Annotated in this window: 20 protein-coding genes; 9 read left to right on the top strand and 11 right to left on the bottom strand. The window is 62.6% G+C overall.

Annotated elements, in window-relative coordinates; genetic code table 11:
- The first annotated feature begins 32 nt into the window (after positions 1 to 32).
- The 3 genes from ACIOVD_RS08560 to cfaB all read left to right on the top strand — a co-directional run bounded on the left by ACIOVD_RS08560 (position 33) and on the right by cfaB (position 4,773).
- A complete protein-coding gene (locus tag ACIOVD_RS08560) occupies positions 33 to 1,232 on the top strand; it encodes a DUF3142 domain-containing protein (RefSeq protein WP_401127126.1) in 1,200 nt (399 codons plus the stop codon).
- Positions 1,219 to 3,360: a hypothetical protein gene (locus ACIOVD_RS08555; protein ID WP_401127124.1), complete on the top strand. Its 2,142-nt coding sequence runs from the start codon at positions 1,219 to 1,221 to the stop codon at positions 3,358 to 3,360. Before ACIOVD_RS08560 ends, ACIOVD_RS08555 begins: the two co-directional genes overlap by 14 nt.
- 225 nt (positions 3,361 to 3,585) lie before the next feature.
- Positions 3,586 to 4,773 carry a C17 cyclopropane fatty acid synthase CfaB gene (cfaB, locus tag ACIOVD_RS08550; RefSeq protein ID WP_401127122.1) on the top strand — a complete coding sequence of 396 codons (1,188 nt, stop codon included), beginning with the start codon at positions 3,586 to 3,588 and terminating at the stop codon, positions 4,771 to 4,773.
- On the opposite strand, the gene cls is transcribed toward cfaB, so the two are convergent.
- The gene (gene cls / locus ACIOVD_RS08545; RefSeq protein WP_159998655.1) at positions 4,770 to 6,209 is read right to left on the bottom strand and encodes a cardiolipin synthase; all 1,440 of its coding nucleotides are present in this window, start codon (positions 6,207 to 6,209) and stop codon (positions 4,770 to 4,772) included. The genes cfaB and cls overlap by 4 nt on opposite strands.
- 131 nt (positions 6,210 to 6,340) lie before the next feature.
- Here cls and ACIOVD_RS08540 point away from each other — a divergent pair, with 131 nt between their 5' ends.
- On the top strand, positions 6,341 to 6,862 hold the full coding sequence (locus ACIOVD_RS08540; RefSeq protein ID WP_095165019.1) for a DUF3617 domain-containing protein: 522 nt from the start codon (positions 6,341 to 6,343) through the stop codon (positions 6,860 to 6,862).
- On the opposite strand, the gene ACIOVD_RS08535 is transcribed toward ACIOVD_RS08540, so the two are convergent.
- The 5 genes from ACIOVD_RS08535 to ACIOVD_RS08515 form a co-directional block, all read right to left on the bottom strand.
- A complete protein-coding gene (locus tag ACIOVD_RS08535; protein WP_401127120.1) occupies positions 6,859 to 7,758 on the bottom strand; it encodes a His/Gly/Thr/Pro-type tRNA ligase C-terminal domain-containing protein in 900 nt (299 codons plus the stop codon). The genes ACIOVD_RS08540 and ACIOVD_RS08535 overlap by 4 nt on opposite strands.
- Positions 7,759 to 7,795: 37 nt before the next feature.
- The gene (locus tag ACIOVD_RS08530) at positions 7,796 to 9,133 is read right to left on the bottom strand and encodes a dihydroorotase (RefSeq protein WP_401127118.1); all 1,338 of its coding nucleotides are present in this window, start codon (positions 9,131 to 9,133) and stop codon (positions 7,796 to 7,798) included.
- A gap of 2 nt (positions 9,134 to 9,135) precedes the next feature.
- Positions 9,136 to 9,696 carry a carbonate dehydratase gene (locus ACIOVD_RS08525; protein WP_095165013.1) on the bottom strand — a complete coding sequence of 187 codons (561 nt, stop codon included), beginning with the start codon at positions 9,694 to 9,696 and terminating at the stop codon, positions 9,136 to 9,138.
- A complete protein-coding gene (gene folE2, locus ACIOVD_RS08520) occupies positions 9,693 to 10,589 on the bottom strand; it encodes a GTP cyclohydrolase FolE2 (protein ID WP_401127116.1) in 897 nt (298 codons plus the stop codon). The genes ACIOVD_RS08525 and folE2 overlap by 4 nt, the downstream gene beginning before the upstream one ends.
- 90 nt (positions 10,590 to 10,679) lie before the next feature.
- Complete coding sequence (locus tag ACIOVD_RS08515; protein WP_095165010.1) at positions 10,680 to 11,057, bottom strand: glutamine synthetase; 378 nt, start codon at positions 11,055 to 11,057, stop codon at positions 10,680 to 10,682.
- A gap of 152 nt (positions 11,058 to 11,209) precedes the next feature.
- On the opposite strand from ACIOVD_RS08515, the gene zigA reads away from it, so the two are divergent.
- From zigA to ACIOVD_RS08500, 3 genes are all read left to right on the top strand, one after another.
- A complete protein-coding gene (gene zigA, locus ACIOVD_RS08510; RefSeq protein ID WP_401127113.1) occupies positions 11,210 to 12,418 on the top strand; it encodes a zinc metallochaperone GTPase ZigA in 1,209 nt (402 codons plus the stop codon).
- Positions 12,415 to 13,059: a DUF1826 domain-containing protein gene (locus ACIOVD_RS08505; protein WP_401127112.1), complete on the top strand. Its 645-nt coding sequence runs from the start codon at positions 12,415 to 12,417 to the stop codon at positions 13,057 to 13,059. The genes zigA and ACIOVD_RS08505 overlap by 4 nt, the downstream gene beginning before the upstream one ends.
- A gap of 88 nt (positions 13,060 to 13,147) precedes the next feature.
- Entirely contained in the window at positions 13,148 to 14,119 is a 972-nt protein-coding gene (locus ACIOVD_RS08500; protein WP_401127163.1) for a CobW family GTP-binding protein, read from the top strand.
- Positions 14,120 to 14,123: 4 nt separating this feature from the next.
- Here the strand turns inward: ACIOVD_RS08500 and ACIOVD_RS08495 are convergent, their stop codons facing one another.
- Positions 14,124 to 14,522 carry a DUF3301 domain-containing protein gene (locus tag ACIOVD_RS08495; protein ID WP_095165005.1) on the bottom strand — a complete coding sequence of 133 codons (399 nt, stop codon included), beginning with the start codon at positions 14,520 to 14,522 and terminating at the stop codon, positions 14,124 to 14,126.
- Between the two features lie 115 nt (positions 14,523 to 14,637).
- On the opposite strand from ACIOVD_RS08495, the gene pdxY reads away from it, so the two are divergent.
- Positions 14,638 to 15,510, top strand: a complete 873-nt coding sequence (gene pdxY, locus ACIOVD_RS08490) for a pyridoxal kinase PdxY (protein ID WP_095165003.1) — start codon at positions 14,638 to 14,640, stop codon at positions 15,508 to 15,510.
- 4 nt (positions 15,511 to 15,514) lie between these two features.
- Here pdxY and ACIOVD_RS08485 read toward each other — a convergent pair whose 3' ends face one another.
- Positions 15,515 to 15,997, bottom strand: coding sequence for an acyl-CoA thioesterase (locus ACIOVD_RS08485; protein WP_095165001.1), 483 nt, complete (start codon positions 15,995 to 15,997; stop codon positions 15,515 to 15,517).
- A gap of 238 nt (positions 15,998 to 16,235) precedes the next feature.
- Between ACIOVD_RS08485 and ACIOVD_RS08480 the strand changes: the two genes are divergently transcribed.
- Positions 16,236 to 17,999 (top strand): cation:proton antiporter, encoded by a 1,764-nt coding sequence (locus ACIOVD_RS08480; RefSeq protein ID WP_095164999.1) that lies wholly within the window; start codon positions 16,236 to 16,238, stop codon positions 17,997 to 17,999.
- A gap of 159 nt (positions 18,000 to 18,158) precedes the next feature.
- On the opposite strand, the gene ACIOVD_RS08475 is transcribed toward ACIOVD_RS08480, so the two are convergent.
- The 3 genes from ACIOVD_RS08475 to uvrD all read right to left on the bottom strand — a co-directional run bounded on the left by ACIOVD_RS08475 (position 18,159) and on the right by uvrD (position 22,081).
- Positions 18,159 to 18,566, bottom strand: a complete 408-nt coding sequence (locus ACIOVD_RS08475) for an SMI1/KNR4 family protein (RefSeq protein WP_095164997.1) — start codon at positions 18,564 to 18,566, stop codon at positions 18,159 to 18,161.
- Positions 18,567 to 18,702: 136 nt separating this feature from the next.
- Entirely contained in the window at positions 18,703 to 19,578 is an 876-nt protein-coding gene (locus tag ACIOVD_RS08470; protein WP_095164995.1) for a Tim44 domain-containing protein, read from the bottom strand.
- Between the two features lie 319 nt (positions 19,579 to 19,897).
- Complete coding sequence (gene uvrD, locus ACIOVD_RS08465) at positions 19,898 to 22,081, bottom strand: DNA helicase II (protein ID WP_159998637.1); 2,184 nt, start codon at positions 22,079 to 22,081, stop codon at positions 19,898 to 19,900.
- Between the last annotated feature and the right edge of the window lies 1 nt (position 22,082).

The raw sequence follows: 22,082 nt of genomic DNA, 5'->3' as shown, positions 1-22,082 counted from the left end.
GGCCAGGTCAGTCCTTCAGCCACAGGCCCTTAATGTCTTCGATTTATCTTCTGCGTCGTGCGCTGTTGTTCAGCCTCGCGCTCCTGGGCGGTTGCCAGCAGTCGACCGCGCCCCCCCTCGATCAACAGCTCTACATCTGGCAGCGCCAATGGACCACCGCCCATGCCGAGGCGCTGGCGCAATCGCGTGCCGATTTTTCCACCCTGCGGGTCCTCGCCCTGCAGACTTATCCACAAGGCGGCTGGCGTCGCGCGCAGATCGATGGGCCGTTGTTGCAGCGTGACGGCCGGTCGCTGATTGCGGTGGTCCGCCTGGATGGCCAGCTCAAGCACCTGGACCCGGTCGATACCACGGCGCAGATCCTGCAAATGGTCGCCGATTGGCAGGCCTTGGGCTTGACGCTGGCAGGTGTGGAAATCGATCACGACGCCGGGACCGCGCGATTGCCGGCCTATCGCGAGTTCCTGCTGGGTTTGCGCCAGGCCTTGCCCGCCTCCTTGAAGCTGAGCATCACTGCCTTGCCAGCCTGGCTCGACAGTCCCGAGCTGGCGGCCTTGCTGGCGGCGGTCGACAGCAGCGTCTTGCAGGTGCACGCGGTGAGCCGTCCGGAGCTTGGCCTGTTCGACCCGGTGCAAGCCAAGCAATGGGCCGAGCGCTGGAGCCGGATCACTCGGCAACCGTTTTACCTGGCATTGCCGGCCTATGGCATCGCCCTGCTGCCGGGAGAGGGCGGGGCGCCCCTGGTGGAGAGTGAAGTGCCGATCGAACGGGTCGGCCAGCGCCGCGAACTGATGGCCGACCCGCAACAACTGGCGACACTGGCCAGCCAGTTGCGTGCCGAGCCGCCGCCACACCTGGCCGGATTGATCTGGTTTCGCCTGCCGCTCAAGGGCGACCGGCGTGCCTGGAGCCTCACAACCCTGGGGGCCGTGGCGCGCGGCGAGCAACTGCGCAGCCGCCTGGCGTTGAACCTTTCCAGCCAGCAAGGTCTGTACGACATCGTGGTCAGAAATGACGGCAACCTCGACGGCACCTTGCCGCAACGGGTGACCCTGGCCGTCAGCCAATGCGTCGCCGTAGATGCGCTCAACGGCTATGCCGTACAGCAGACGCCTGAACAACTGAGTTTCAGCCGCCTCAGGGACGGCCGCTTGCCCGCCGGTGCCGAGCGCACCCTGGGTTGGGCACGCTGCACACAAATTGATCAAGGAGGTTCACATGTATTCCCGTAACTGGTCGCGGCATTTGCTCGCGTTGAGTCTGTTTCTGCCGCTGGGCACTGCCACCGCCTGCGGGCCGGACTTTCCACTGCGCCTGTTGGGCGACCGGGCGATGACCCTGGGTGAGTTGCCGGAAGGCAGTTTCCAGTTCGAGATCAATCGCCTGGGCAAGGTCATCGCCGGCCTGAAACCAGCGGCGACAACTGGCCTGAGCCGCGATTACGACAGTGACCTGGACCCCTACGTACAGGCCCGGAACAACGCTGAACAGCTGGGCCTGACTGACGCGCAGCGCGCGCAGGTAACCCGGCTGCGAACCCTGCAGGACGCGCACCAGGTGTTGGCCGAGAGTGCCGGTCTGGCCCCGGAACTCAGCCTCTATACCGCGGGTGCGGTGGCGTTCAACACTGGCGATGCGACCACGGCAGCCGACTACTTCCGCCAGGTGCTGGCGCTCCCGGCCGACCAGCGCGCCCTGCGCAGCACCTGGGCCGCGTACTCGCTCGGCCGGGCATTGATGGCTATCAATCAGCAGGCCAGCGAGCAGCATCAACCCGCCAGCCAGGACGTCTTGCAACAAGCCCGGCAGGCCTTTATCCAGGCCCGTCAACTGAGTGTCGACGGCTTCAGTGACCCGCTCGAACTGGGTATTGCCAGCCTCGGTGAAGAAGCGCGACTGGTGCGCCAGGCGGGTGACTGGAACAGTGCCGTCGAGTTGTACGCGACCCAAAGCCGGCAAGGTTCGCCCGTCGGCTACAGCTCCCTCAAGCAGTTGATCGATGAGCTAAATGCCATGCCTGAGGCGCAGCTCATTCCCTTGCTCGAAGGCCAGGCAGTCCAGCAATTGATCACGGCGGCGTTGATCAGCCACGTAGGCTGGTCCTTCGGTGAGCAACCGCCGGCTGAACAGAAAATCATCAAGGCCCTGATACAGAGCACTACCGGCAGCCTGGAAAATGCTGACCGCCTCGCGGCGCTGAACTACCAGATCGGTGACTACGCCACCAGCAAAACCCTGCTCGAGCATGCCGGTGACGGTGGCCTGGCCTGGTGGCTGCGGGCAAAAATGGCGCTGCGCGACGGCGACAAGGCCTTGGCTGCCAGTGCGTATGCCAAGGCGGCCAAAGCCTTTCCCCAGGATGAAGACTGGGGCCTGCGCAACACCGCCAGCGGTGACTATGAAGCGCTGAAGCCCGGCTGCCGGGTCGAGGGTGAAAGTGCCTTGCTGGCCTTGGAGCGCGGCGACTACCTGCAGGCATTCGAGCAGTTGTACCGCAGCCAGGACCTGTATTGGCAGGATGCCGCGCTGGTCGCGGAGCGGGTGCTGACGGTGGACGAACTCAAGCAGTTCGTGGACCAGCAGGTGCCGGCCCCCACACCACTGACCCAGGAGCAGCGTGACAACTACGAGCCCCTGCCGGTGAGCGCGCGCTTGCGCGACCTGTTGGGCCGGCGTTTGCTGCGCGAGGAGCGCTATGCCGAGGCCGCGGCGTACTTCGACAACCCTGGGCTGCAGGCGCTGGCCAAGGAGTACGTGGGCTTGCGCGAAACCGCGCAGTCGAGTTGGTGGCCGACCAAGCGTGCCGCAGCCTTCTATGACGCGGGCCGGTTGGCCCGGGAACACGGCATGGAGCTGCTCGGTTACGAGATGGCCCCGGATTTCGCCACCTTCGATGGCAACTTCAGCCTCGACATCCCCGAGATCAAGGCCGCCCCCCTGATCGCCCTCGGCGAAGTCCAGCGTCAGCACGCCAGCGTCGCCCAGCCGAACGAGCGCTTCCACTATCGCTATGTCGCCACCGCGCTGGCGAGCCAGGCGGCCGACCTGCTGCCCCATACCAGCCAGGCCTTCGCCGCCGTGCTGTGCAAGGCCTCGGGCTGGGATACCGGCCTGGAGGACCAGCGTGCGTTGTACCGGCGCTACGTCGAGCAGGGGCCTTATGTGCCGTGGGCAGAGAACTTTGGCCAGCAGTGTGAGGAGCCGGACTTCGCCGCCGCCAACCAGCGCTACGTGACCGAGGCAGTGGACAACGTGCGTTCGGACTTGCGGCCGTACAAGCGCGTGCTGCAGGTCGGCGGGCTGCTTCTGGTGGGGGTAGCGGGCCTGTTGTTGCTGCGGCGCCGACGCCAGGCTTCCTGAGTCAGTAACGGCGTCCCCCGCGTTCGGTTGACAGCCAGGCGCGGGGTTCCACGTGGAACATGTAGGCGGGGACAAATTGTGAGCAATCGGCTTTATCGAACTGAAACCAGAAATGACAGTCAACCGCAGTGAGGGCGTGCCTGCGCAGCTGTCTGATTCGATAGCCAGCTAATTTTCTACGATGGTCTACCCTCATTTCAGACGTCTGAAACAAGGGGAATTTTCATGCTCGCGCAACTTCCACCGGCCTTACAGAATCTGCAACTGCCACTTCGCTTGCGACTCTGGGACGGCCACGAATTTAACCTGGGCCCTGCGCCCAGTGTCACGATTGTGGTCAAGGACCCGCAAATGGTCGCGCAATTTACCCACCCCAGCCTGGACCTGTTGGGCGCGGCCTTCGTCGAGGGCAAGCTGGAGCTGGAAGGGTCGATCAGCGACGTGATCCGGGTGTGTGATGAGTGGAGCCAGGCCCTGCTCAACGAAGACGATGACGACCAGCCGGTTCGCAGCGTGCATGACAAGGCCACCGATGCGGCGGCGATCTCCTACCACTACGACCTGTCGAATGCCTTCTACCAGCTGTGGCTGGACAGCGACATGGCCTATTCCTGTGCCTATTTCGAAACCGGCAGCGAATCCCTGGAGCAGGCCCAGCAAGCCAAATTCCGCCACCTGTGCCGCAAGCTGCGGCTGCAACCGGGTGAATACTTGCTGGATGTCGGCTGCGGCTGGGGCGGGTTGGCGCGGTATGCGGCGCGGGAATTCGGGGTCAGGGTGTTCGGCGTCACCCTGAGCAAAGAGCAACTGGCGTTGGCCCGGCAGCGGGTCATCGACGAAGGGCTGGAGGATCTGGTGGAGTTGCAACTGCTCGACTATCGCGACCTGCCGCAGGATGGCCGATTCGACAAGGTGGTAAGCGTCGGCATGTTCGAACACGTCGGCCACGCCAACCTGGCGCAGTACTGCCAGACTTTATTTGGTGCGGTCCGCGAAGGCGGCCTGGTGATGAACCACGGGATTACCGCCAAGCATATCGATGGTCGGCCAGTGGGGCGAGGCGCCGGCGAGTTCATCGAGCGTTATGTGTTCCCCAATGGCGAGCTACCCCATCTGTCGATGATCTCGGCCGAGATCAGCGAGGTGGGCCTGGAAATAGTCGATGTCGAAAGCTTGCGCCTGCACTACGCGCGCACTCTGGATCACTGGAGCGAGCGCCTGGAAGACAACCTTGAAGCTGCGGCCAAAGAGGTGCCGGAGCAAGCGCTGCGGATCTGGCGGCTGTACCTGGCAGGCTGCGCCTACGCGTTCGCGCGGGGCTGGATCAACCTGCACCAGATCCTGGCGGTCAAGGCCCATGCCGATGGCAGCCACGAGCTGCCCTGGACCCGGGACGATATCTACACGCCCTAGAGAATCGGCGAAATCAGGCGGGCGACCCGCATGCCGAGCTGCCTGAGGCGGTGGGTCTCCCGGCCTTCGTCCTCGTTGATCTCGTGGGACAGGGCGAAGTCGGCGTTGAGCATCTGTTCCACTTCGCCGGCAAAGGCGCTGTCGACGGTCAACAACATCACCTCGAAATTCAGCCGGAACGAACGGTTGTCCAGGTTGGCGCTGCCGATGGCGCTGATTTCGCTGTCGACCAGCACCACCTTCTGATGCAGGAACCCCGGTTGATAACGGAACACCCGGACCCCGGCCCGTACGGCTTCAAAGGCATACAGGCTGGAGGCGGCATAGACGATACGGTGATCCGGGCGCGACGGCAGCAGCAACCGTACATCGACGCCACGCAGGACCGCCAGGCGCAGCGCGGCAAATACCGCTTCATCGGGGATGAAGTACGGGCTGGTGATCCACACGCGCTGCGTGGCGGCATGAATCGCTTCGACGAAGAACAACGAGCAGGTTTCGTAGGGGTCTGCCGGGCCGCTGGCCAACAACTGGCACAGCACGCCGTCGTCGGGATAGCTCTGTGGCAGGATCAATGGCGGCAGTTCGCGCGCCGCCCAGAACCAGTCTTCGGCGAACGATTCCTGCATGCAGGCCACCACCGGGCCGCTGACCGCCACGTGGGTGTCGCGCCATGGCGAGAGCGGGGGCTTGGCGCCCAGGTATTCGTCGCCGACGTTGTGCCCACCGACGAAGCCTTGCCGGCCGTCGACCACCACGATCTTGCGATGGTTGCGAAAGTTCACCTGGAACCGATTGAGCCAGCCGCTGCGGGTGGCAAACGCTTTGACCTGGACACCAGCGTCGCGCAGCTCCTGCACGTAGCGGTGGGGCAGGGAGTGGCTACCGATGCGGTCATACAGCAGGTAGACCGCGACCCCTTGCGCGGCTTTTTTGATCAGCAGGCTTTGCAGGCGCCGCCCGAGCTGGTCGTCATGGACAATGAAGAACTGGATCAGCACCGCTTCCCGGGCCTGCTCGATGGCTTCGAAGATCGCGTCGAAGGTGGCCTGGCCGTTGATCAGCAGGCGCAGTTGATTGTTCGCCAGGCACGGCATGCGCCCCAGCTTCGGCATGGCGCGCAGCGAGTCGTAGGCATTCGAGGCGCGGGCCGTCAGCGCTTCCTCGACCCAGGGGCGCCAGTTCAGGTCGGCGATGGCCTTGCGCATCTCTTCGTTGGCCTGGCGCCGAGCCTTGATGTACGCATCGAAGGTGCTGCGTCCGAACACCAGGTAGGGAATGAGGGTCAGGTAGGGAATGAAGATCAACGACAGGGCCCAGGCAATCGAGCCTTGGGCGGTCCTGACGGTCAGCACGGCGTGGACTGCGGCCATCGTGCCCAGGGAGTGAATGAGCGTGATCAGGTAGGCAAAAAGATGGGGGCCAAAAAAATCCATGGGGCAACCTTGCTCCGGAGAATTCAATGCGTAACAGACCATGTTCTTCGATGAATGTCGCTATTTAATTCGCCATGCAACCGAAGTAGATTGGCGACGTCTAACGGCCATTACTGACTAGGAGTTACTCAATGAACGTACGTCTGCTGGGTTTGGCCATGGCTGTTGGCTTGTCACTTCCTGTGGCCGCTCAGGCGCAGATGCTGCAACCGGGTCTGTGGGAATTGACCTCCAGCAACATGAAGGTCGACAACCAGAATCTGCCGGACCTGCAATTGATCCTCGGGCAGTTGGGTAACCAGATGACCCCGGCACAAAAGGCCGCCCTGGAGAAACAGGGGATCAACATGGGCGGCAAGGGCATCCGTGTTTGCCTGACACCCGAGCAAGTGAAAACCGACGATATTCCGCTGCAGGACGCGCAGTCGGGCTGTAAGCAAGAGATCACCGACCGCAGCGCTAACCAGTGGAAGTTTCGCTTCAGTTGCCCGAAAGCCCAGGGTTCCGGTGTTGCCACCTTCCTCAGCGACCGCGAGTTCAATACCAAGGTCAATGGCACCTTCAATGCCACCGGCATCCAGCAACAGGGCAGCATGGACACCCGTGCCGTGTGGTTGGGGCAGGATTGCGGCACCGTCAAGCCGCGGGCTTAAGCGCTTTGCTGTGGGGCGGCGCAATGCCGCCCGTCACTGGCCTTCAGCAGATAGTCGCACACCGCCTGCACACTCATCCTGCCCAGGTCGTCTCCAAAGCCGTCGCGCAGGCTGACAAAACCGCCCTCCATCTCCCGTTGCCCAATCACCAGCACATACTCCACGCCCTGCGATCGATGCTGGCGGATCTTGCTGACGATATGCTCGTTGCGCAGGTCCGAGTGAGCGTGCACCCCGGCGCGGCGCAGGGTGTCGGTCAGCGCTTGGCTGTAGTCGATCTGGCGTTCATCGATGTTGATGACGACCAGTTGCGGGGTGGCTTGCCACGCCTGCAACTCCTGCTGGTCGGTCCAGCACACGCCATAGATGCGTTGCGTTCCCTTGCCACTCAAGTGGGTCAGGGCAAACGCGTTCATCACCCGGGTGGTGGGTACATAGGGGCCTGCGGCCAGCGCGGTGCCGTCCATCGACCAGTAGCTCGCCAGCACGTAATGCAGTGAATGGTTGGCGGCGGCCAGCGCGATCATCCGGGTCTCGATCCGTTGCAGATCTTCAGGGCCCAAGGCTCGCGCCAGGGTGAAATCACAGTAGAAACCATCACCGACTGGCGCTGCGGCAACCAGCTCGGCCTTGGCATGCAGTTGCTTGAGCGTCATGCCCAGCAGCAGTGCGCAGGAGCGCCGCAGAATCTCCAGGCCTTGCGGTTCGCGGGCGGTGATGAGGCTGACGCGGGCGTCCTGGCGGATCATGAACGCGCAGTCCACCAGCAGGCCGTTCACCCGTCCGGCGACCGCTGCTTTCGCTAACCCCGGGCCTATGCTCGAGGCCAGCTCCGATACTGAGAGCGCCTGGTCGTACTCGCGCACGGTCCCATCGGCCAAGGTGATTTTCAGCATGCTCAGTGACCCCCGGCAGTTTTACGCAAAACCGGATTCAACGCATGAACCGTAAAGGTAAACCCTGGCAGCCGTCATTAATACTTTCGGCGTGCCAGGCGATTTGTCCCGAGACCAGAGTAGTGCTGACGCTGTGGCGAAACCGCCGTCCGGCAAACGGCGTCCAGGCGCATTGCGCGAGAATCGGCTGCTGGTCGACCGCCTTGCCCCCAGGTTCGGGACGGATCAGCACCAGGTCGGCCCAGTATCCTTCGCGCAGGTAACCGCGATCGGGAATAGCAAACAGGTCCGCTACCCGATGGCTGGTTTTCGCCACCAGCGTCGGCAGCGGAATCAGGCCGTCGGCCACCAGTTCCAACAGCGCGGGGAGGGCGTGTTGCACCAGTGGCAAGCCGGCGGGTGCCTGTGGATAAGGCAGCTGTTTCTGCGCCCAGGTATGCGGCGCATGGTCGCTGCCGATGACATCCAGGCGGTGACTCAGCAGGGCCCGGCGCAACGCATCGCGGTCAGCCTGGGTCTTGATGGCCGGGTTGCACTTGATCAGGTTGCCCAGGCGTGGATAGTCACGATCATCGAACAACAAGTGATGCAGGCAGACCTCGGCGCTGATGTGTTTCTGCGCCAGGGGCCGGTCATCGAACAGCGCCAGTTCGCGGGCGGTGGTCAGGTGCAGGACGTGCAGGCGAGTGCCAAACCGCTTGGCCAGGTCGACGGCCAGGGAGGATGACCGAAAGCACGCATCGGCATCACGAATCAGCGGGTGGGCGCTGGCGGGCACACTGTCGCCGTAACGTTCGGCGAATTCGCTCTCGTTGAGGCGGATGCTGGGGCTGTGTTCGCAATGGGCCAGGAGCAAGGTCGGCACCTCGGCAAACAGCCGTTCCAGAACGCGCGGGTCATCCACCAGCATGTTCCCGGTGGACGCGCCCATGAACACTTTGACCCCTGCCACCTCACTGGGGTTGAGCGCCGCGACGGTGTCCAGGTTGTCGTTGCTGACGCCGAAGTGGAAGCCGTAGTTGGCCACCGAATGCATCGCCGCCCGGCGTTTTTTATCGGCCAGCGCTGACAGGGTCAAGGTCGCCGGATGGGTGTTGGGCATGTCCATGAAACTGGTAATGCCACCGGCCACCGCAGCGCGCGACTCGCTGTAGAAGCTGCCTTTTTCCGGCGCCCCCGGGTCACGGAAATGCACCTGGTCGTCGATCATCCCCGGCAGCAACCATTGGCCGTTGGCGTCGATTTGTACCGCAGCGTTTTCGCCGTCGATGCTGCTGGCAATTTTCACGATGCGCCCATGATCCACCAGCAGATCAGCATCGAATACTCGTCCTTCGTTGACCAGTCGCGCATTGCGAATCAGCACACTGGCCATGCTCAAAACTCGTTCTGCAAGGCTTTGTAGCCTCGCACCAGATCGACGTTGGTGCGTGCCACATCTTCGGAAAACTCCGAGGCGCTGACGCTGACCGGCGGGAACTGGGACAGGTCGGTGTGGGGGCCGATGCGGGTGGTGGAGGGCACATAGAAATCCCTGGGCAAGTCGCGGCCATCGACCACCGAGTTGTGCCGCACGACACAACCGTCGGCGACCGCACAGTTGAACAGCACGCTGTTGAAACCGATGAACACCCGATTACCGACGGTGCAGGGACCGTGGACGATGGAGCGGTGGGCGATGGAACTGAACTCGCCGATGGTCACCGCCGCACCGGATTTGGAGTGGATGACCACGCCGTCCTGGATATTCGAATTGGCGCCGATGGTGATCGGTTGCATCTGGCCCGACTCATCGACTTCGTCGGCCCGAATCACCGCGTAGGGGCCGACGAACACGTTCTCGCCGATTACCACCTTGCCGCAGATGATTGCGGTTTTATCGACGTAGGCGGACTCGGCAATGCGCGGCAAGTCGCCGGAGGGATTCTTGCGGATCATGGTTGCTCCCGGCGCCAGTGACTTTCGGCGACTGCATCATGGGCGTGCAGGCTTTCGGCGTGGACCACGCGCACATCGAACGCCTGCAGCCCCGGGAAGCGTTGCAGCGCCAGGTGCAGGCGGCGTGCAGCGTCCTCGCAGAACATCAGGTTTTGCCCGTTGGCCAGGGCGAAGGCCTGCTCGTCCGCGCGCTTGACTGCGGTTTGTACCGCGGTGCCCAGGGCGGCTTCGGCGTGGTTGATGGCGGCGATCAGCGGCAGATCGTCGAGCGTCCCGTCCAGGTGCAAGCACAACTGGGCCGTGCTGCGCTGACTGTGGGGGGTGGCGACTATGCCGCGGGTGGAACCAAGCCAAGCCAGCACTTCGGCGTGCTGCAAAGGTGTGTTGGCAAAGTCATCGACGAACTGCTGCTGAATCAGTTGCCTGGACAGCGCCGCGGAGCAGGGGCAGGTGGAGGAGTAACTGACATCGACACGCAGTTCCACGTGGAACACCGCCCCTTGCAGGCGCGCATCGAGGCTGATCGGGTAACTTTTCCAGCCGGCCAATGGGCTGACCAAGGCTGAGCGCTGCAGCAGGACATCGCTGTGAATACGCAGGTAAGCAGAGGTCGCCAGGCCTTGATGGCTGTCGAGAAAATCTTGCAGTACGCGGCGCAGAAGTGCGGGTGTCAGGTTCTCCTGCTCCAGCATGGCCAGTGCCAGGTACAGGCGCGACATATGTATGCCACGGGCTTGCGCGTCATCGAGGCTGACGCCGGCATCGGCTTTGGCATTCAGGCGCTGGTCGTCGAATAGAACAGGAAGAGCAATGCCGCACATGCCCACCCAGTCCAGGGGCAAGGATTGGCGTGCGGCCTGCGCGGCGATATCCGGCAGAGTCAGCGCATTCATGAGCGGGTCCGTCGTAGGAGATGATTTCGAATGTTATATTATAACAATCAAATCGACGACAGCTTTTTCAAGCCATGCCCCCTATTGCCCTCAACAGCCCGTCAGGCGGCTGCAGGTGAAGCGGGCGCTGGCTCCCCCTGAACTGGAAAACCGGTTGAGTGTGGTCCAGCCAACACGCCGGCTGTAGCCGACCCAGGCCTCGCCATCGGAGGCCAGGCCAGTGAAGAACGTGAGCTGACCGTAACGGCTGGTGGTTTGCGCCCAGTACCGTTTGCCGTTTTGTTCAAAGCCGCGCATGTAGGTGGTATTGCCCGCCGTGGCGACGCTGTAGGCATTGCCTTGCGGGTCGACGCAGGCCAGCAGGGTGGCGCTGCGGGTACAGGTAGCCAGCCCCGGTAGTTGCGCCCAGGCATCGGCCGCGAACAGCAGCAAAAGGCCGAACAAGGTGCATTTCAGGGCATAGGGCATGGGGTTTCTCGGGCAGGTGGCAGGGCCAAGGATTGCGCTCTTCGTCGCGGGCGACAAGCACTGATTGGCTTATTTGCACTGTTATACTATAACATTTGCGCCTTGCCTGATCTGTGATCTCCCGTGACGCCTGCTGCCCAGAGGACTACCTGATGCCCAATCGCCTTCCCGTTACCGTGCTCTCCGGCTTTCTCGGCGCCGGAAAAAGCACCCTGCTCAATTATGTCCTGCGCAACCGCGAGCATCTGCGGGTCGCGGTGATCGTCAACGACATGAGCGAAATCAACATCGACGGCAGCGAGGTGCAGCGCGATGTCAGCCTGAACCGCGCCGAAGAAAAACTGGTGGAGATGAGCAACGGCTGCATTTGCTGCACCCTGCGTGAGGACTTGCTGGAGGAAGTCAGCAAACTGGCCCGGGACGGTCGCTTCGATTACCTGCTGATCGAGTCCACCGGGATTTCCGAACCGTTGCCGGTGGCGGAGACTTTCACCTTCCGTGATGAACAGGGGCAGAGCCTGGCCGACATCGCGCGGCTCGACACCATGGTCACGGTGGTCGACGGGATGAACTTCCTGCTTGATTACCAGGCCGCCGAAAGCCTCGCCTCCCGCGGGCAGACCCTGGGCGAGGACGATGAGCGTTCGATTACCGATCTGCTGATCGAGCAGATCGAGTTCGCCGATGTGCTGCTGATCAGCAAGATCGATTTGATCAGCAGTGCCGAACGGGAGGAGTTGATCGCCATCCTCAAGCGCCTGAATGCCCAGGCGCAGATCATCCCCATGGTCATGGGCGAGGTGCCGTTGCGGCAGATCCTCAATACCGGGCGTTTCGATTTTGCCAAGGCGGCCCAGGCGCCGGGCTGGCTCCAGGAGTTGCGCGGCGAGCATGTGCCGGAAACCACCGAGTACGGCATCGCCTCAACGGCTTACCGGGCTCGCCGGCCGTTTCATCCCCAGCGTTTTTTCAGCTTTATCGACCGGCCCTGGGTGAACGGCAAACTGCTGCGCTCCAAGGGCTTTTTCTGGCTGGCCAGCAAGCACCAGGATGCCGGCAGCTGGTCCCAGGCAGGCGGCTTGATGCGCCACGGTTTTGCTGGGCGTTGGTGGCGTTTTGTACCGAAAGAGCAGTGGCCGGACGATCAGGAAAGCACCGCGGCGATCATGCAAAATTGGCTGCCTGGCACCGGCGATTGTCGTCAGGAGCTGGTGTTCATCGGGCAGAACATCGACTTTTCCCAGCTCACTGCAGAGCTGGATGACTGCCTGCTCAGCGCTGACGAAATGGCCATGGGCGTGGAGGGGTGGCGCTCGCTGGTCGATCCCTTCGGTCCCTGGTTCGACGAGGAGGCGGCATGAGCCGGGCGCCTGCGCTCCAGGCCCGGCCGTTGGTCCGCCAGGCCATTGGCCAGACCCCCGAAGTGTTCACCCGGATCCTTGAGGACGGGATCAACCTGGCGCTGTGGCAGCGTCGGTTGCCATTGCATATCGTCGATTTCGCCACGCTGTTGTTGTCGCTGAACCAGCCGTTGGCCGAATCGCTGGTGGTCGAATTGGCCAATGACGAGGCGCAACCCGACCTGCGCAGCCTGGCGGCTTGTTGCAGTGATCTGCAGGGCTATGAGGGATTTATCGCCGATGTTGCCTGGCTGATCAGTGCCTTTGCCTGCCTGCTCGGGGCACGGCGGATCGGGGTGCGGGTGCGTACCCTGGATAAAGCCATGTGTCCTCGTTTTCACGTCGACCATGTGCCAGTGCGGCTGATCACCACCTACGCGGGGATCGGCAGCCAGTGGCTGGAAGAGGGCATGATCGAGCGTCAGCTCCTGGGCAATCCGCAAGCCGAGCCTGGGCAGTGCCAACAGATGCTCGGTGGTGAAGTGGCGTTGCTCAAGGGGGAGAAGTGGCAGGGCAACGAAGGCGCGGGCCTGATCCACCGTTCGCCGGCCCTGGCGGCGGGAGAGCGCCGCCTGATCCTGACGCTGGACTGGCTGGCGTGAGTCAGGTGGCGATAGTGAATCGGCCGGCGCTCAGGCATATTGCGATGATCTTCCTGTGATGTCGCTCTCTGCCGTGAAATCGCCAAGCCTGTTGCAGAACATCCCTACCCACGTGATTGCCGGCCCCCTGGGTGCCGGCAAGACCAGTCTGATTCGTCACTTGCTGGCGCAGCGGCCGGCGCACGAACGTTGGGCGGTACTGATCAACGAGTTCGGACAGATCGGCCTCGACGCCGCACTGTTGACCACCGGCGCAGATGGCATTGCGCTGGGAGAAGTGGCCGGCGGCTGCCTGTGCTGCGTGAATGGCGCACCTTTCCAGATCGGCCTGGGTCGGTTGCTGCGCCGCTCACGTCCCGATCGCCTGTTCATCGAACCTTCGGGTCTCGGCCATCCGGCACAGTTGCTCCGGCAATTGAGCGAGGCTCCCTGGCAAGGGGTGCTGGCGCTCCAGCCGAGCGTGATGGTGCTCGACGCCCAGGCGCTGGCGGCCGGCAAGCCATTGCCCGCCGCGCAACAACAAGCGCTGCCCAGCGCCGGGCTGTTGCTGCTGAACAAGGCCGAGCACCTGGCTGCGGACCAACGGCAACGAATTAGCGGGTTGTTGCCCCAGTGCCCGCTGATCTGGACCGAGCACGGTCGGTTGCCATTCAGCGAGCTGCCAGGCGGGCAAAGCCAGGCCCAGGCGCTTGTGGATAACATTACTGCCGCCAGGGGCGTGGCGCCCGCTCCATTGATCTGGACCGACCCGGCCTCGCCAATCTGTTTGAGTCAGCAGCAGGAAGGGGGGTGGAGCATCGGTTGGCGCTGGCACTCGAGCCAGGTATTCGATCGCCAGCGCCTTGCCGCTTGGCTGCAGGGCCTCACCTGGCGTCGGGCCAAACTGGTTATCCACAGCGCCGAAGGCTGGATATCCGCCAATGCCCTGGAGAACGCGGCGCTGGATTGGCGGGCCAGTGAGTGGCGCCAGGATTCACGCCTGGAATTGATCTTCGAGGCGCCGCAAGCGGTGGATGAACTGCAACAGGCCCTGGCCGCTTGCCGGGTGACGCTGGCTTGAGGCCTTAGGGACGCTGCTTGCTGTGATCCTGGCGCCACTGGCTCAGCTCGATCACTTCGGCGCTTGGCATCGCCGGTTTTTCATCATAGGGCATCGGGTAGGGCGCGAGCTCGATCTGTGCGCTGTGCTGGCCGAACTGGGTGATGGTACCGGCATGCCGGGTTTCGCCGGTCACGGTGAACTCAAAATTGTAGATTCGCGCCAGGCGGCGTCGGCCGTTGGCATCTTTGACGAACGCGATTTTCTTCAGCGCCACGTTGCCGTCGAGCAATTCGATGTCGAGTTTGGCGCAGTGGCGCTTGACCCGTTCCAGCGCTCGCTCGCGCAAGCCGTGGTTGTGCCACAGCCATGCTGCACCGGTCGCCAGCAGCATCAGCACGAAGATATTTCCCAGGGTCAGCATCAAACGCACTCCAACTAATTGGCACCAGCTTAACTGCGACATTGGCCTGTCGTACAGGCTGCGTTTAGTCGCATACTGCGCGGCTCGAATTTCAATCGTTTTACGGAAATCCCGCATGAAACGTACACCGCATCTGCTCGCCATCCAGTCCCACGTGGTTTTCGGTCATGCTGGCAACAGCGCCGCGGTTTTCCCGATGCAGCGGGTTGGGGTGAACGTCTGGCCGCTGAACACGGTGCAGTTCTCCAACCACACGCAATACGGCCAGTGGGCCGGCGAGGTGTTGGCGCCCCAGCAGATTCCTGCGCTGGTGGAAGGGATTGCCGCCATCGGCGAGCTGGGCAATTGCGACGCAGTGCTGTCGGGTTACCTGGGCAGCGCGGCGCAGGGGCGGGCGATCCTCAGTGGCGTGGCGCGGATCAAGGCGACCAACCCACAGGCGCTGTACCTCTGCGATCCGGTCATGGGCCATGCCGAGAAGGGTTGCATCGTGCCCGCCGAAGTCAGCGACTTCCTGCTCAACGAAGCGGCGGCCGTGGCTGATTTCATGTGCCCGAACCAACTGGAGCTGGACAGCTTCTCCGGGCGCAAGCCGCAGTCGCTGTTCGATTGCCTGGGCATGGCCCGCGCTTTGTTGGCGCGTGGCCCCAAGGCGGTACTGGTCAAGCACCTGGATTATCCCGGCAAGCTGGCGGACGGCTTCGAAATGCTGCTGGTGACCGCCGAAGGCAGCTGGCACCTGCGTCGTCCGCTGTTGGCGTTCCCGCGCCAGCCGGTGGGCGTGGGCGACCTGACGTCGGGGTTGTTCCTGGCGCGGGTGCTAATGGGCGACAGCCTGGTGGCAGCGTTCGAGTTTGCCGCGGCGGCGGTGCATGAAGTGCTGCTGGAAACCCAGGCCTGCGCCAGCTACGAGCTGGAGCTGGTCCGGGCCCAGGACCGCATCGCCCATCCGCGGGTGAAGTTCGAAGCCACTGCGATCAGCCTCTGATTGCTCAGACGTCGGCCTTGATTTCCTGGTAGCGCTTTTCCAGTTCCTGGCGGACCTGGCGCCGCTGTTTGCCCTGGATGTAGCGGCGGCGGTCTTCGCTGTTCTGCGGTTGCAGCGGTGGCACCGCCGCGGGCTTGCGCTGGTCGTCGACCGCCACCATGGTGAAGAAGCAACTGTTGGTGTGGCGCACCGAGCGCTCGCGGATGTTTTCGGTCACCACCTTGATGCCCACCTCCATCGAGGTGTTGCCGGTGTAGTTGACCGACGCCAGGAATGTCACCAGCTCACCGACGTGAATCGGTTCGCGGAAAATCACCTGGTCCACCGACAGGGTCACCACGTACCGGCCGGCATAACGGCTGGCGCACGCGTAGGCTACTTCGTCGAGGTACTTGAGCAGGGTACCGCCGTGGACATTGCCAGAAAAGTTGGCCATGTCGGGGGTCATCAGTACTGTCATCGACAGCTGGGCATTTCCGGGTTCCATAGCACACTCACGGTTCTAGGCAGGGATTCAGGGGCGTACCTCTGCGGGCACTTGAGCTGTTTTTCAAAGCATCCTTAACGGGACGCCGCGCCGCTCGCGGTCGTCACGCTTGTATCCATCTGTTTCCATATATTGCACCGCGTTTCTGCCGGAAGTCGCGGTGTTACCCTTCAAAAGCCCGTTCGACAGGATTTTTCTCGCGTCACGCCTACAGCACCCCCATCAAGGAGCCTTCGCCATGCATGCCATCAGTTTCATTCAGGATTTGGCAGTGATCATGCTGGTGGCGGGGGTGGTGACCGTACTGTTCCATCGCTTCAAGCAGCCCGTGGTCCTGGGGTACATCGTTGCCGGCTTCATCATTGGCCCGCACACCCCGCCATTCGGCCTGATCCATGACGAGCAGACCATCAAGACCCTGGCCGAGCTGGGGGTGATTTTCCTGATGTTCTGCCTCGGCCTCGAGTTCAGCTTGCGCAAGTTGTTCAAGGTCGGTGCTACGGCGTTTATCGCGGCGTTCCTGGAAATCGTGCTGATGATCTGGATTGGCTACGAAATTGGCCGCTGGTTCGACTGGAACACCATGGATTCGCTGTTTCTCGGGGCGATCCTGGCGATCTCCTCGACCACCATCATCGTCAAGGCGCTCAACGACCTGAAGATGAAGAACGAGCGTTTTGCCCAGCTGATTTTTGGCGTGCTGATCGTCGAGGACATCCTGGGGATCGGTATCATTGCCTTGCTGTCGAGCATCGCGGTGAGCGGTACCGTGAGTTCGGGCGAGGTGTTTTCCACCGTCGGCAAACTCTCGCTGTTCATGATCGTCGCGCTGGTCATCGGCATCCTGCTGGTGCCGCGGCTGCTGGCCTACGTGGCGAAATTCGAAAGCAATGAAATGCTGCTGATCACCGTGCTGGGCCTGTGTTTCGGCTTTTGCCTGCTGGTGGTCAAGCTGGAGTACAGCATGGTACTGGGGGCGTTCCTGATTGGCGCGATCATGGCTGAGTCGCGGCAATTGCTGAAAATCGAGCGCCTGATCGAACCCGTACGCGACCTGTTCAGCGCAATCTTTTTTGTCGCCATTGGCCTGATGCTCGATCCGCTGATTCTGTTGCAGTACGCCTGGCCGATTGCGGTGATCACCGTCGCCGTGGTACTGGGCAAGATGCTGTCCTGCGGCCTGGGGGCCTTTATTGCCGGCAACGATGGACGCACCTCGCTGCGGGTTGGCATGGGCCTGTCACAGATCGGTGAGTTCTCCTTCATCATCGCGGCGCTGGGCATGACCTTGCAGGTCACCAGCAACTTCCTCTACCCGGTGGCGGTCGCCGTCTCGGTGATCACCACGCTGCTGACGCCGTACCTGATTCGCGCGGCTGACCCACTCTCGATCAAGCTCGCCGCGGTTATACCGACGCGCCTTGGCCGGGTGCTGGGAATGTATGGCGAATGGTTGCGCAGTATCCAGCCGCAGGGTGAGGGCGCACTGCTGGCGTCGATGATCCGGCGGATTCTGCTGCAGGTGGGGGTGAACCTGGCGCTGGTGGTGGCGATCTTCCTCTCGGGCGGGTTTTTCGCCGAACGCATGTCGGCTTATCTGCAGGACTGGATCAGCGATCCGAGCTGGCAGAAGGCCCTGATCTGGGGTGGGGCGCTGCTGGTGTCGCTGCCGTTCCTGATTGCCGCCTATCGCAAGATCAAGGCGCTCTCGATGCTGCTGGCGGAAATGGGGGTGAAGCCGGAGATGGCTGGCCGCCACACACAACGGGTGCGCCGGGTGATCGCCGAAGTGATCCCGATTCTCTCGCTGCTGGTGATTTTCCTGCTGCTGGCAGCCTTGTCGGCCAGTATTTTACCGACCAACAAGTTGCTGTTGCTGATTGCCGTGGTCACCGCCGCGGTGGCGGCGCTCCTCTGGCGCTGGTTCATCCGTGTGCATACGCGGATGCAGGTGGCCCTGCTGGAAACCCTGGACAACCACAAGGAGTCGTCCGGCCATTGAAGCACAGATCCGCAGATCCGCAGACCCGTAGCAGCTGCCGAGCCTGCGAGGCTGCGTTCGGCGGCGTAGCCGTCGCCTGTTCGAGGGCCCTGGCGGTTGCTGCGCAACCGAACGCAGGCTTCGCCAGCGGCTACAGCAACCGCAGGCAGGGGGCCAGACTCAGCTTTCCAGCCAGACGTCCCGCGCCCAGTGCCATACCGATTCCCAGGTTTCTTCGGCAACCAGTTCGTCTTCGGCTTGCCACAGCACCACGGTGCCGTCTTCTTCGACGCAGTAGTAGTCGTCACCATCCTGGCAGATAGGGATCAGGCTACGGTCCACGCCTGCGTCCCAGGCGTTGGCGGCAACGTCCGGCAGGTAGGTGTGGGATTGCGGGTCTGTGACAGTCACAGGTTCCAGGCTGCCGTAGACCACGTCGCTGACGGTCAGCAGGAATTCCCTGAAGACAAACGGGATGTCGATGAACAGTTGTTCCTCGATTTCCACCAGTTGGTCTTCGTCAGGCAGCTCCAAGGGCACCGGTACCGGTTCGTTGGCTTCTCGCAGTTGTTCGATGATTTCTTCCACGTCCGGGATCCTCTTGCTCAATGGCGCGGTTTGGTTGGGGCGGTTTATACAGTAGCTTGCTATAGATGCAACCGCGAAATAGAAAACCCCAGCCGAGGCTGGGGTTTTTATTACTGCATGCGAACCGCGCGAGGTATTAGCCGTTCTGGCGAATACCGGCGACCAGCCAAGGCTGGTTGTCGCCTTGCGGACGTTCCATGTTCCAGCTTTCGCTGAACACTTCGCCCTGGTCGAAACGCGAGGTTTTCGACACGCCGCTGAAGGTCAGGGTGGCGATGGTCTTGTCGGCGCGATCATCCACGCCGTCCAGTTGCACGGTGAGGTTGTCGATGTAGGTCGACTGGAAGCCGTCGCCCAGGTCGGCACGTTCGCGCTTGAGGAACTCCAGCAGTTGTGGGGTCACGAACTCGGCGATCTTGTCCATTTCGTTAGCGTCCCAGTGCTGCTGCAGGGACTGGAAGTGGTTGCGCGCGGCTTCAATGAAGCGCTCTTCGTTGAACCAGGCCGGAGCGTTGATCACCGGACGAGCGGCAGCCGGAGCGGCCGAACCACCGAAGATCGAACCCATGGCAGGCTTGTTCTCGAACACTTCACGCTGCATTGGCGCGTGACCGGCCGGGGCCAGGTGCTCTTGCTGCTTGCGACGACGAGCGGCGATGAAGCGGAAGATCACGAAGGCGATGACCGCCATGATCAGGATGTCGAAGATCTGCATGCCCTGGAAGCCACCGCCCATGAACATGGAGGCCAGCAGGCCGCCAGCGGCGATACCGGCCAGCGGGCCGAGCCAGCGCGAAGCACCGCCGGCCTTGGCCGCAGCGCCCGCGGCACCGGCAGCACCAGCGGTCGCCGCAGCGCCGCCCATGCCAGGAGAAGAAGGAGCCATTTGGCTGGTCTGGTGAGTCGGCGCAGCGCCGGAGCTCTTGCCGCCACCAAAGCGCTTGGCGTTGGCGTCCAGGCTCATCGTCAGGCCGATGCACAACGCCATGGCGATGCTAAGAAAACGTTTCATAAAGGGAGTTCCCATTTGTGGATGGCACGCGCGCCATGTTGCACAGGTGAAGTGTTGCTGGCTAGCGGCAGAGTGTTTCGGGCTTTTGCCTGACAGGCTGGGTTCAGCTCAGCCGGCCTGCGTAGGGCTATGTACTTTTGTCTGTGGGATGGGCCGACAAGTTCAGAAGGACTAGGAGCAAAGATCAACGCCGCATCCTGTAGGAGCGAGCCTGCTCGCGAATGCACACGCCTCGATGCATCTGATAAACGGCGGTGTAGCTATTCGCAAGCAGACGGAGCGCCGTCCGGCGCTCTCCCACAAGGACGCGCGCGAGCCTTTAGATCGCTTCCAGCTTGGCGTAGCCGAGCATCAGCCACTTGCTGCCTTCGCTGAAGTTCACTTGCACCCGGGCCTGGGCCCCGGCACCTTCGAAGTTGAGAATCACCCCTTCGCCGAACACCGCGTGCTGCACTTGCTGGCCGAGGCTGAACGCGGTTTCGGGGATTTCCGTGCCGGCGAACATACTGCTCGAGCTCTGCTTCTGGCCACCGCCGAACGGCCGGCTGACGCTATTGGACAGCCGCACTTCCTGAATCAGGCCCTTGGGTACTTCGCGAACGAAACGCGAGACCTTGTTGTAGGTCTCGCTGCCATACAGGCGCCGGGTTTCAGCGTAGGTCATCACCAGGTTCTGCATGGCGCGGGTAATGCCGACGTACGCCAGGCGACGCTCCTCTTCAAGACGGCCGGGCTCTTCCAGGCTCATCTTGTGCGGGAATAGACCCTCTTCCATACCGACCAGGAACACGTAGGGGAATTCCAGGCCCTTGGCGCTGTGCAGGGTCATCAACTGGATGCTGTCTTCGTGCTCGTCGGCCTGGGTATCGCCGGCCTCCAGGGAGGCATGGCCGAGGAAAGCAGCCAGTGGCGTCAGCTCTTCGTCTTCTTCGCTGTTCTCGAAGTTGCGCGCGGCGCTGACCAATTCCTCAAGGTTTTCTACCCGGGCCTGGCCTTTCTCGCCTTTTTCCGCTTCGTGGTAGGCAATCAGCCCCGACTGCTCGATGACGGTCTGGGTCATCAAGTGCAGCGGCATCTCGGCGGTTTTCGCCGCCAGGTTGTCGATCAGCTCGATGAAGGCGCCCAGGGCGCCGGCAGCGCGGCCAGTCAGGCCTTTATTGGCGATCAGCAAGCGCATGGCTTCCCACATCGACACATCGCTGTGGCGAGCGTGGTCGCGGATGGCTTCGACGGTTTTCTCGCCAATGCCACGCGCCGGAACGTTGATCACCCGCTCCAGGGCCGCGTCGTTGCCGCGCCCTTCAAGCAAGCGCAGGTAAGCCATGGCGTTCTTGATTTCAGCACGTTCGAAGAAGCGCTGGCCGCCATAGATGCGGTACGGGATGCGTTCGCGCAGCAGGGCTTCTTCCAACACCCGAGACTGGGCGTTGGAGCGGTACAAAATCGCAATATCGCTGCGCGCCAAGCCGGTTTTCAGCGCGCTTTCGATGGTTTCGACAACGTAGCGGGCTTCGTCGTGTTCATTAAAGGCGGCGTAGAGGTTGATCGCTTCGCCTTCACCGCCATCGGTCCACAGTTCTTTGCCCATGCGCCCGGTATTGTTGGCGATCAGGGCGTTCGCCGCCTTGAGGATACCGGCGGTGGAGCGATAGTTCTGTTCCAGGCGAATGGTCTCGGCATCCGGGAAGTCGTCGGAGTACTGATAGATGTTCTCGATTTTCGCCCCGCGCCAGCCGTAGATCGACTGGTCGTCGTCACCCACCACCATCAGGCTGTCGCCGCCCTTGGCCAGCAGGCGCAACCAGGCGTACTGCACGGCGTTGGTGTCCTGGAACTCGTCTACCAGGATATGGCGGAAGCGTTTCTGGTAGTGCGCCAGCAATCCCGGATGGTCGCGCCACAGGTCGAGGGCGCGCAGCAGCAACTCGGAGAAGTCGATGACACCGGCGCGCAGGCACGCGGCCTCGTAGGCCTCATAGATGCTGCGCATGGTGCCCAGGAACAGGTCGCCACTGGCCTGGATGTGCTGTGGACGCAGGCCTTCGTCTTTCTGGCCGTTGATGAACCACTGGGCCTGGCGGGCCGGCCAGCGCTGCTCGTCGAGGCCCAGCTCACGGATCACCCGCTTGACCAGCCGCTGCTGGTCGTCGCTGTCGAGGATCTGGAACGTCTGGCTCAGGCCGGCCTCCTGCCAGTGCGCCCGCAACAGGCGGTGCGCCAGGCCGTGGAAGGTGCCGACCCACATGCCGGCCGGGTTGATACCCATCAGTTGCTCGATGCGATGGCGCATCTCGGCAGCAGCCTTGTTGGTGAAGGTCACCGACAGGATTGAGTGAGGCGAGGCGTTTTCGACCTGGATCAACCAGGCGATACGGTGCACCAGCACACGGGTTTTACCGGAGCCAGCACCGGCCAGGACCAACTGACGACCCACGGAGGCAGCTACGGCCTGGCGTTGGGCATCGTTGAGTGAGTTCAGCAAAAGGGAGAGGTCATCGCGCATC

The sequence above is a fragment of the Pseudomonas sp. NPDC087626 genome, from assembly GCF_044743405.1.
Lineage (GTDB): Bacteria > Pseudomonadota > Gammaproteobacteria > Pseudomonadales > Pseudomonadaceae > Aquipseudomonas.
The sequence above is the reverse complement of the archived record's forward strand: the minus strand, read 5'-3'. Positions and strand labels throughout refer to the sequence as shown.

Coding starts and splice junctions, on each gene's coding strand:
- ACIOVD_RS08560 (WP_401127126.1), top strand. CDS start 33: ATGTCTTCGATTTATCTTCTGCGTCGTGCGCTGTTGTTCAGCCTCGCG.
- ACIOVD_RS08555 (WP_401127124.1), top strand. CDS start 1,219: ATGTATTCCCGTAACTGGTCGCGGCATTTGCTCGCGTTGAGTCTGTTT.
- cfaB (WP_401127122.1), top strand. CDS start 3,586: ATGCTCGCGCAACTTCCACCGGCCTTACAGAATCTGCAACTGCCACTT.
- cls (WP_159998655.1), bottom strand. CDS start 6,209: ATGGATTTTTTTGGCCCCCATCTTTTTGCCTACCTGATCACGCTCATT.
- ACIOVD_RS08540 (WP_095165019.1), top strand. CDS start 6,341: ATGAACGTACGTCTGCTGGGTTTGGCCATGGCTGTTGGCTTGTCACTT.
- ACIOVD_RS08535 (WP_401127120.1), bottom strand. CDS start 7,758: ATGCTGAAAATCACCTTGGCCGATGGGACCGTGCGCGAGTACGACCAG.
- ACIOVD_RS08530 (WP_401127118.1), bottom strand. CDS start 9,133: ATGGCCAGTGTGCTGATTCGCAATGCGCGACTGGTCAACGAAGGACGA.
- ACIOVD_RS08525 (WP_095165013.1), bottom strand. CDS start 9,696: ATGATCCGCAAGAATCCCTCCGGCGACTTGCCGCGCATTGCCGAGTCC.
- folE2 (WP_401127116.1), bottom strand. CDS start 10,589: ATGAATGCGCTGACTCTGCCGGATATCGCCGCGCAGGCCGCACGCCAA.
- ACIOVD_RS08515 (WP_095165010.1), bottom strand. CDS start 11,057: ATGCCCTATGCCCTGAAATGCACCTTGTTCGGCCTTTTGCTGCTGTTC.
- zigA (WP_401127113.1), top strand. CDS start 11,210: ATGCCCAATCGCCTTCCCGTTACCGTGCTCTCCGGCTTTCTCGGCGCC.
- ACIOVD_RS08505 (WP_401127112.1), top strand. CDS start 12,415: ATGAGCCGGGCGCCTGCGCTCCAGGCCCGGCCGTTGGTCCGCCAGGCC.
- ACIOVD_RS08495 (WP_095165005.1), bottom strand. CDS start 14,522: ATGCTGACCCTGGGAAATATCTTCGTGCTGATGCTGCTGGCGACCGGT.
- pdxY (WP_095165003.1), top strand. CDS start 14,638: ATGAAACGTACACCGCATCTGCTCGCCATCCAGTCCCACGTGGTTTTC.
- ACIOVD_RS08485 (WP_095165001.1), bottom strand. CDS start 15,997: ATGGAACCCGGAAATGCCCAGCTGTCGATGACAGTACTGATGACCCCC.
- ACIOVD_RS08480 (WP_095164999.1), top strand. CDS start 16,236: ATGCATGCCATCAGTTTCATTCAGGATTTGGCAGTGATCATGCTGGTG.
- ACIOVD_RS08470 (WP_095164995.1), bottom strand. CDS start 19,578: ATGAAACGTTTTCTTAGCATCGCCATGGCGTTGTGCATCGGCCTGACG.
- uvrD (WP_159998637.1), bottom strand. CDS start 22,081: ATGCGCGATGACCTCTCCCTTTTGCTGAACTCACTCAACGATGCCCAA.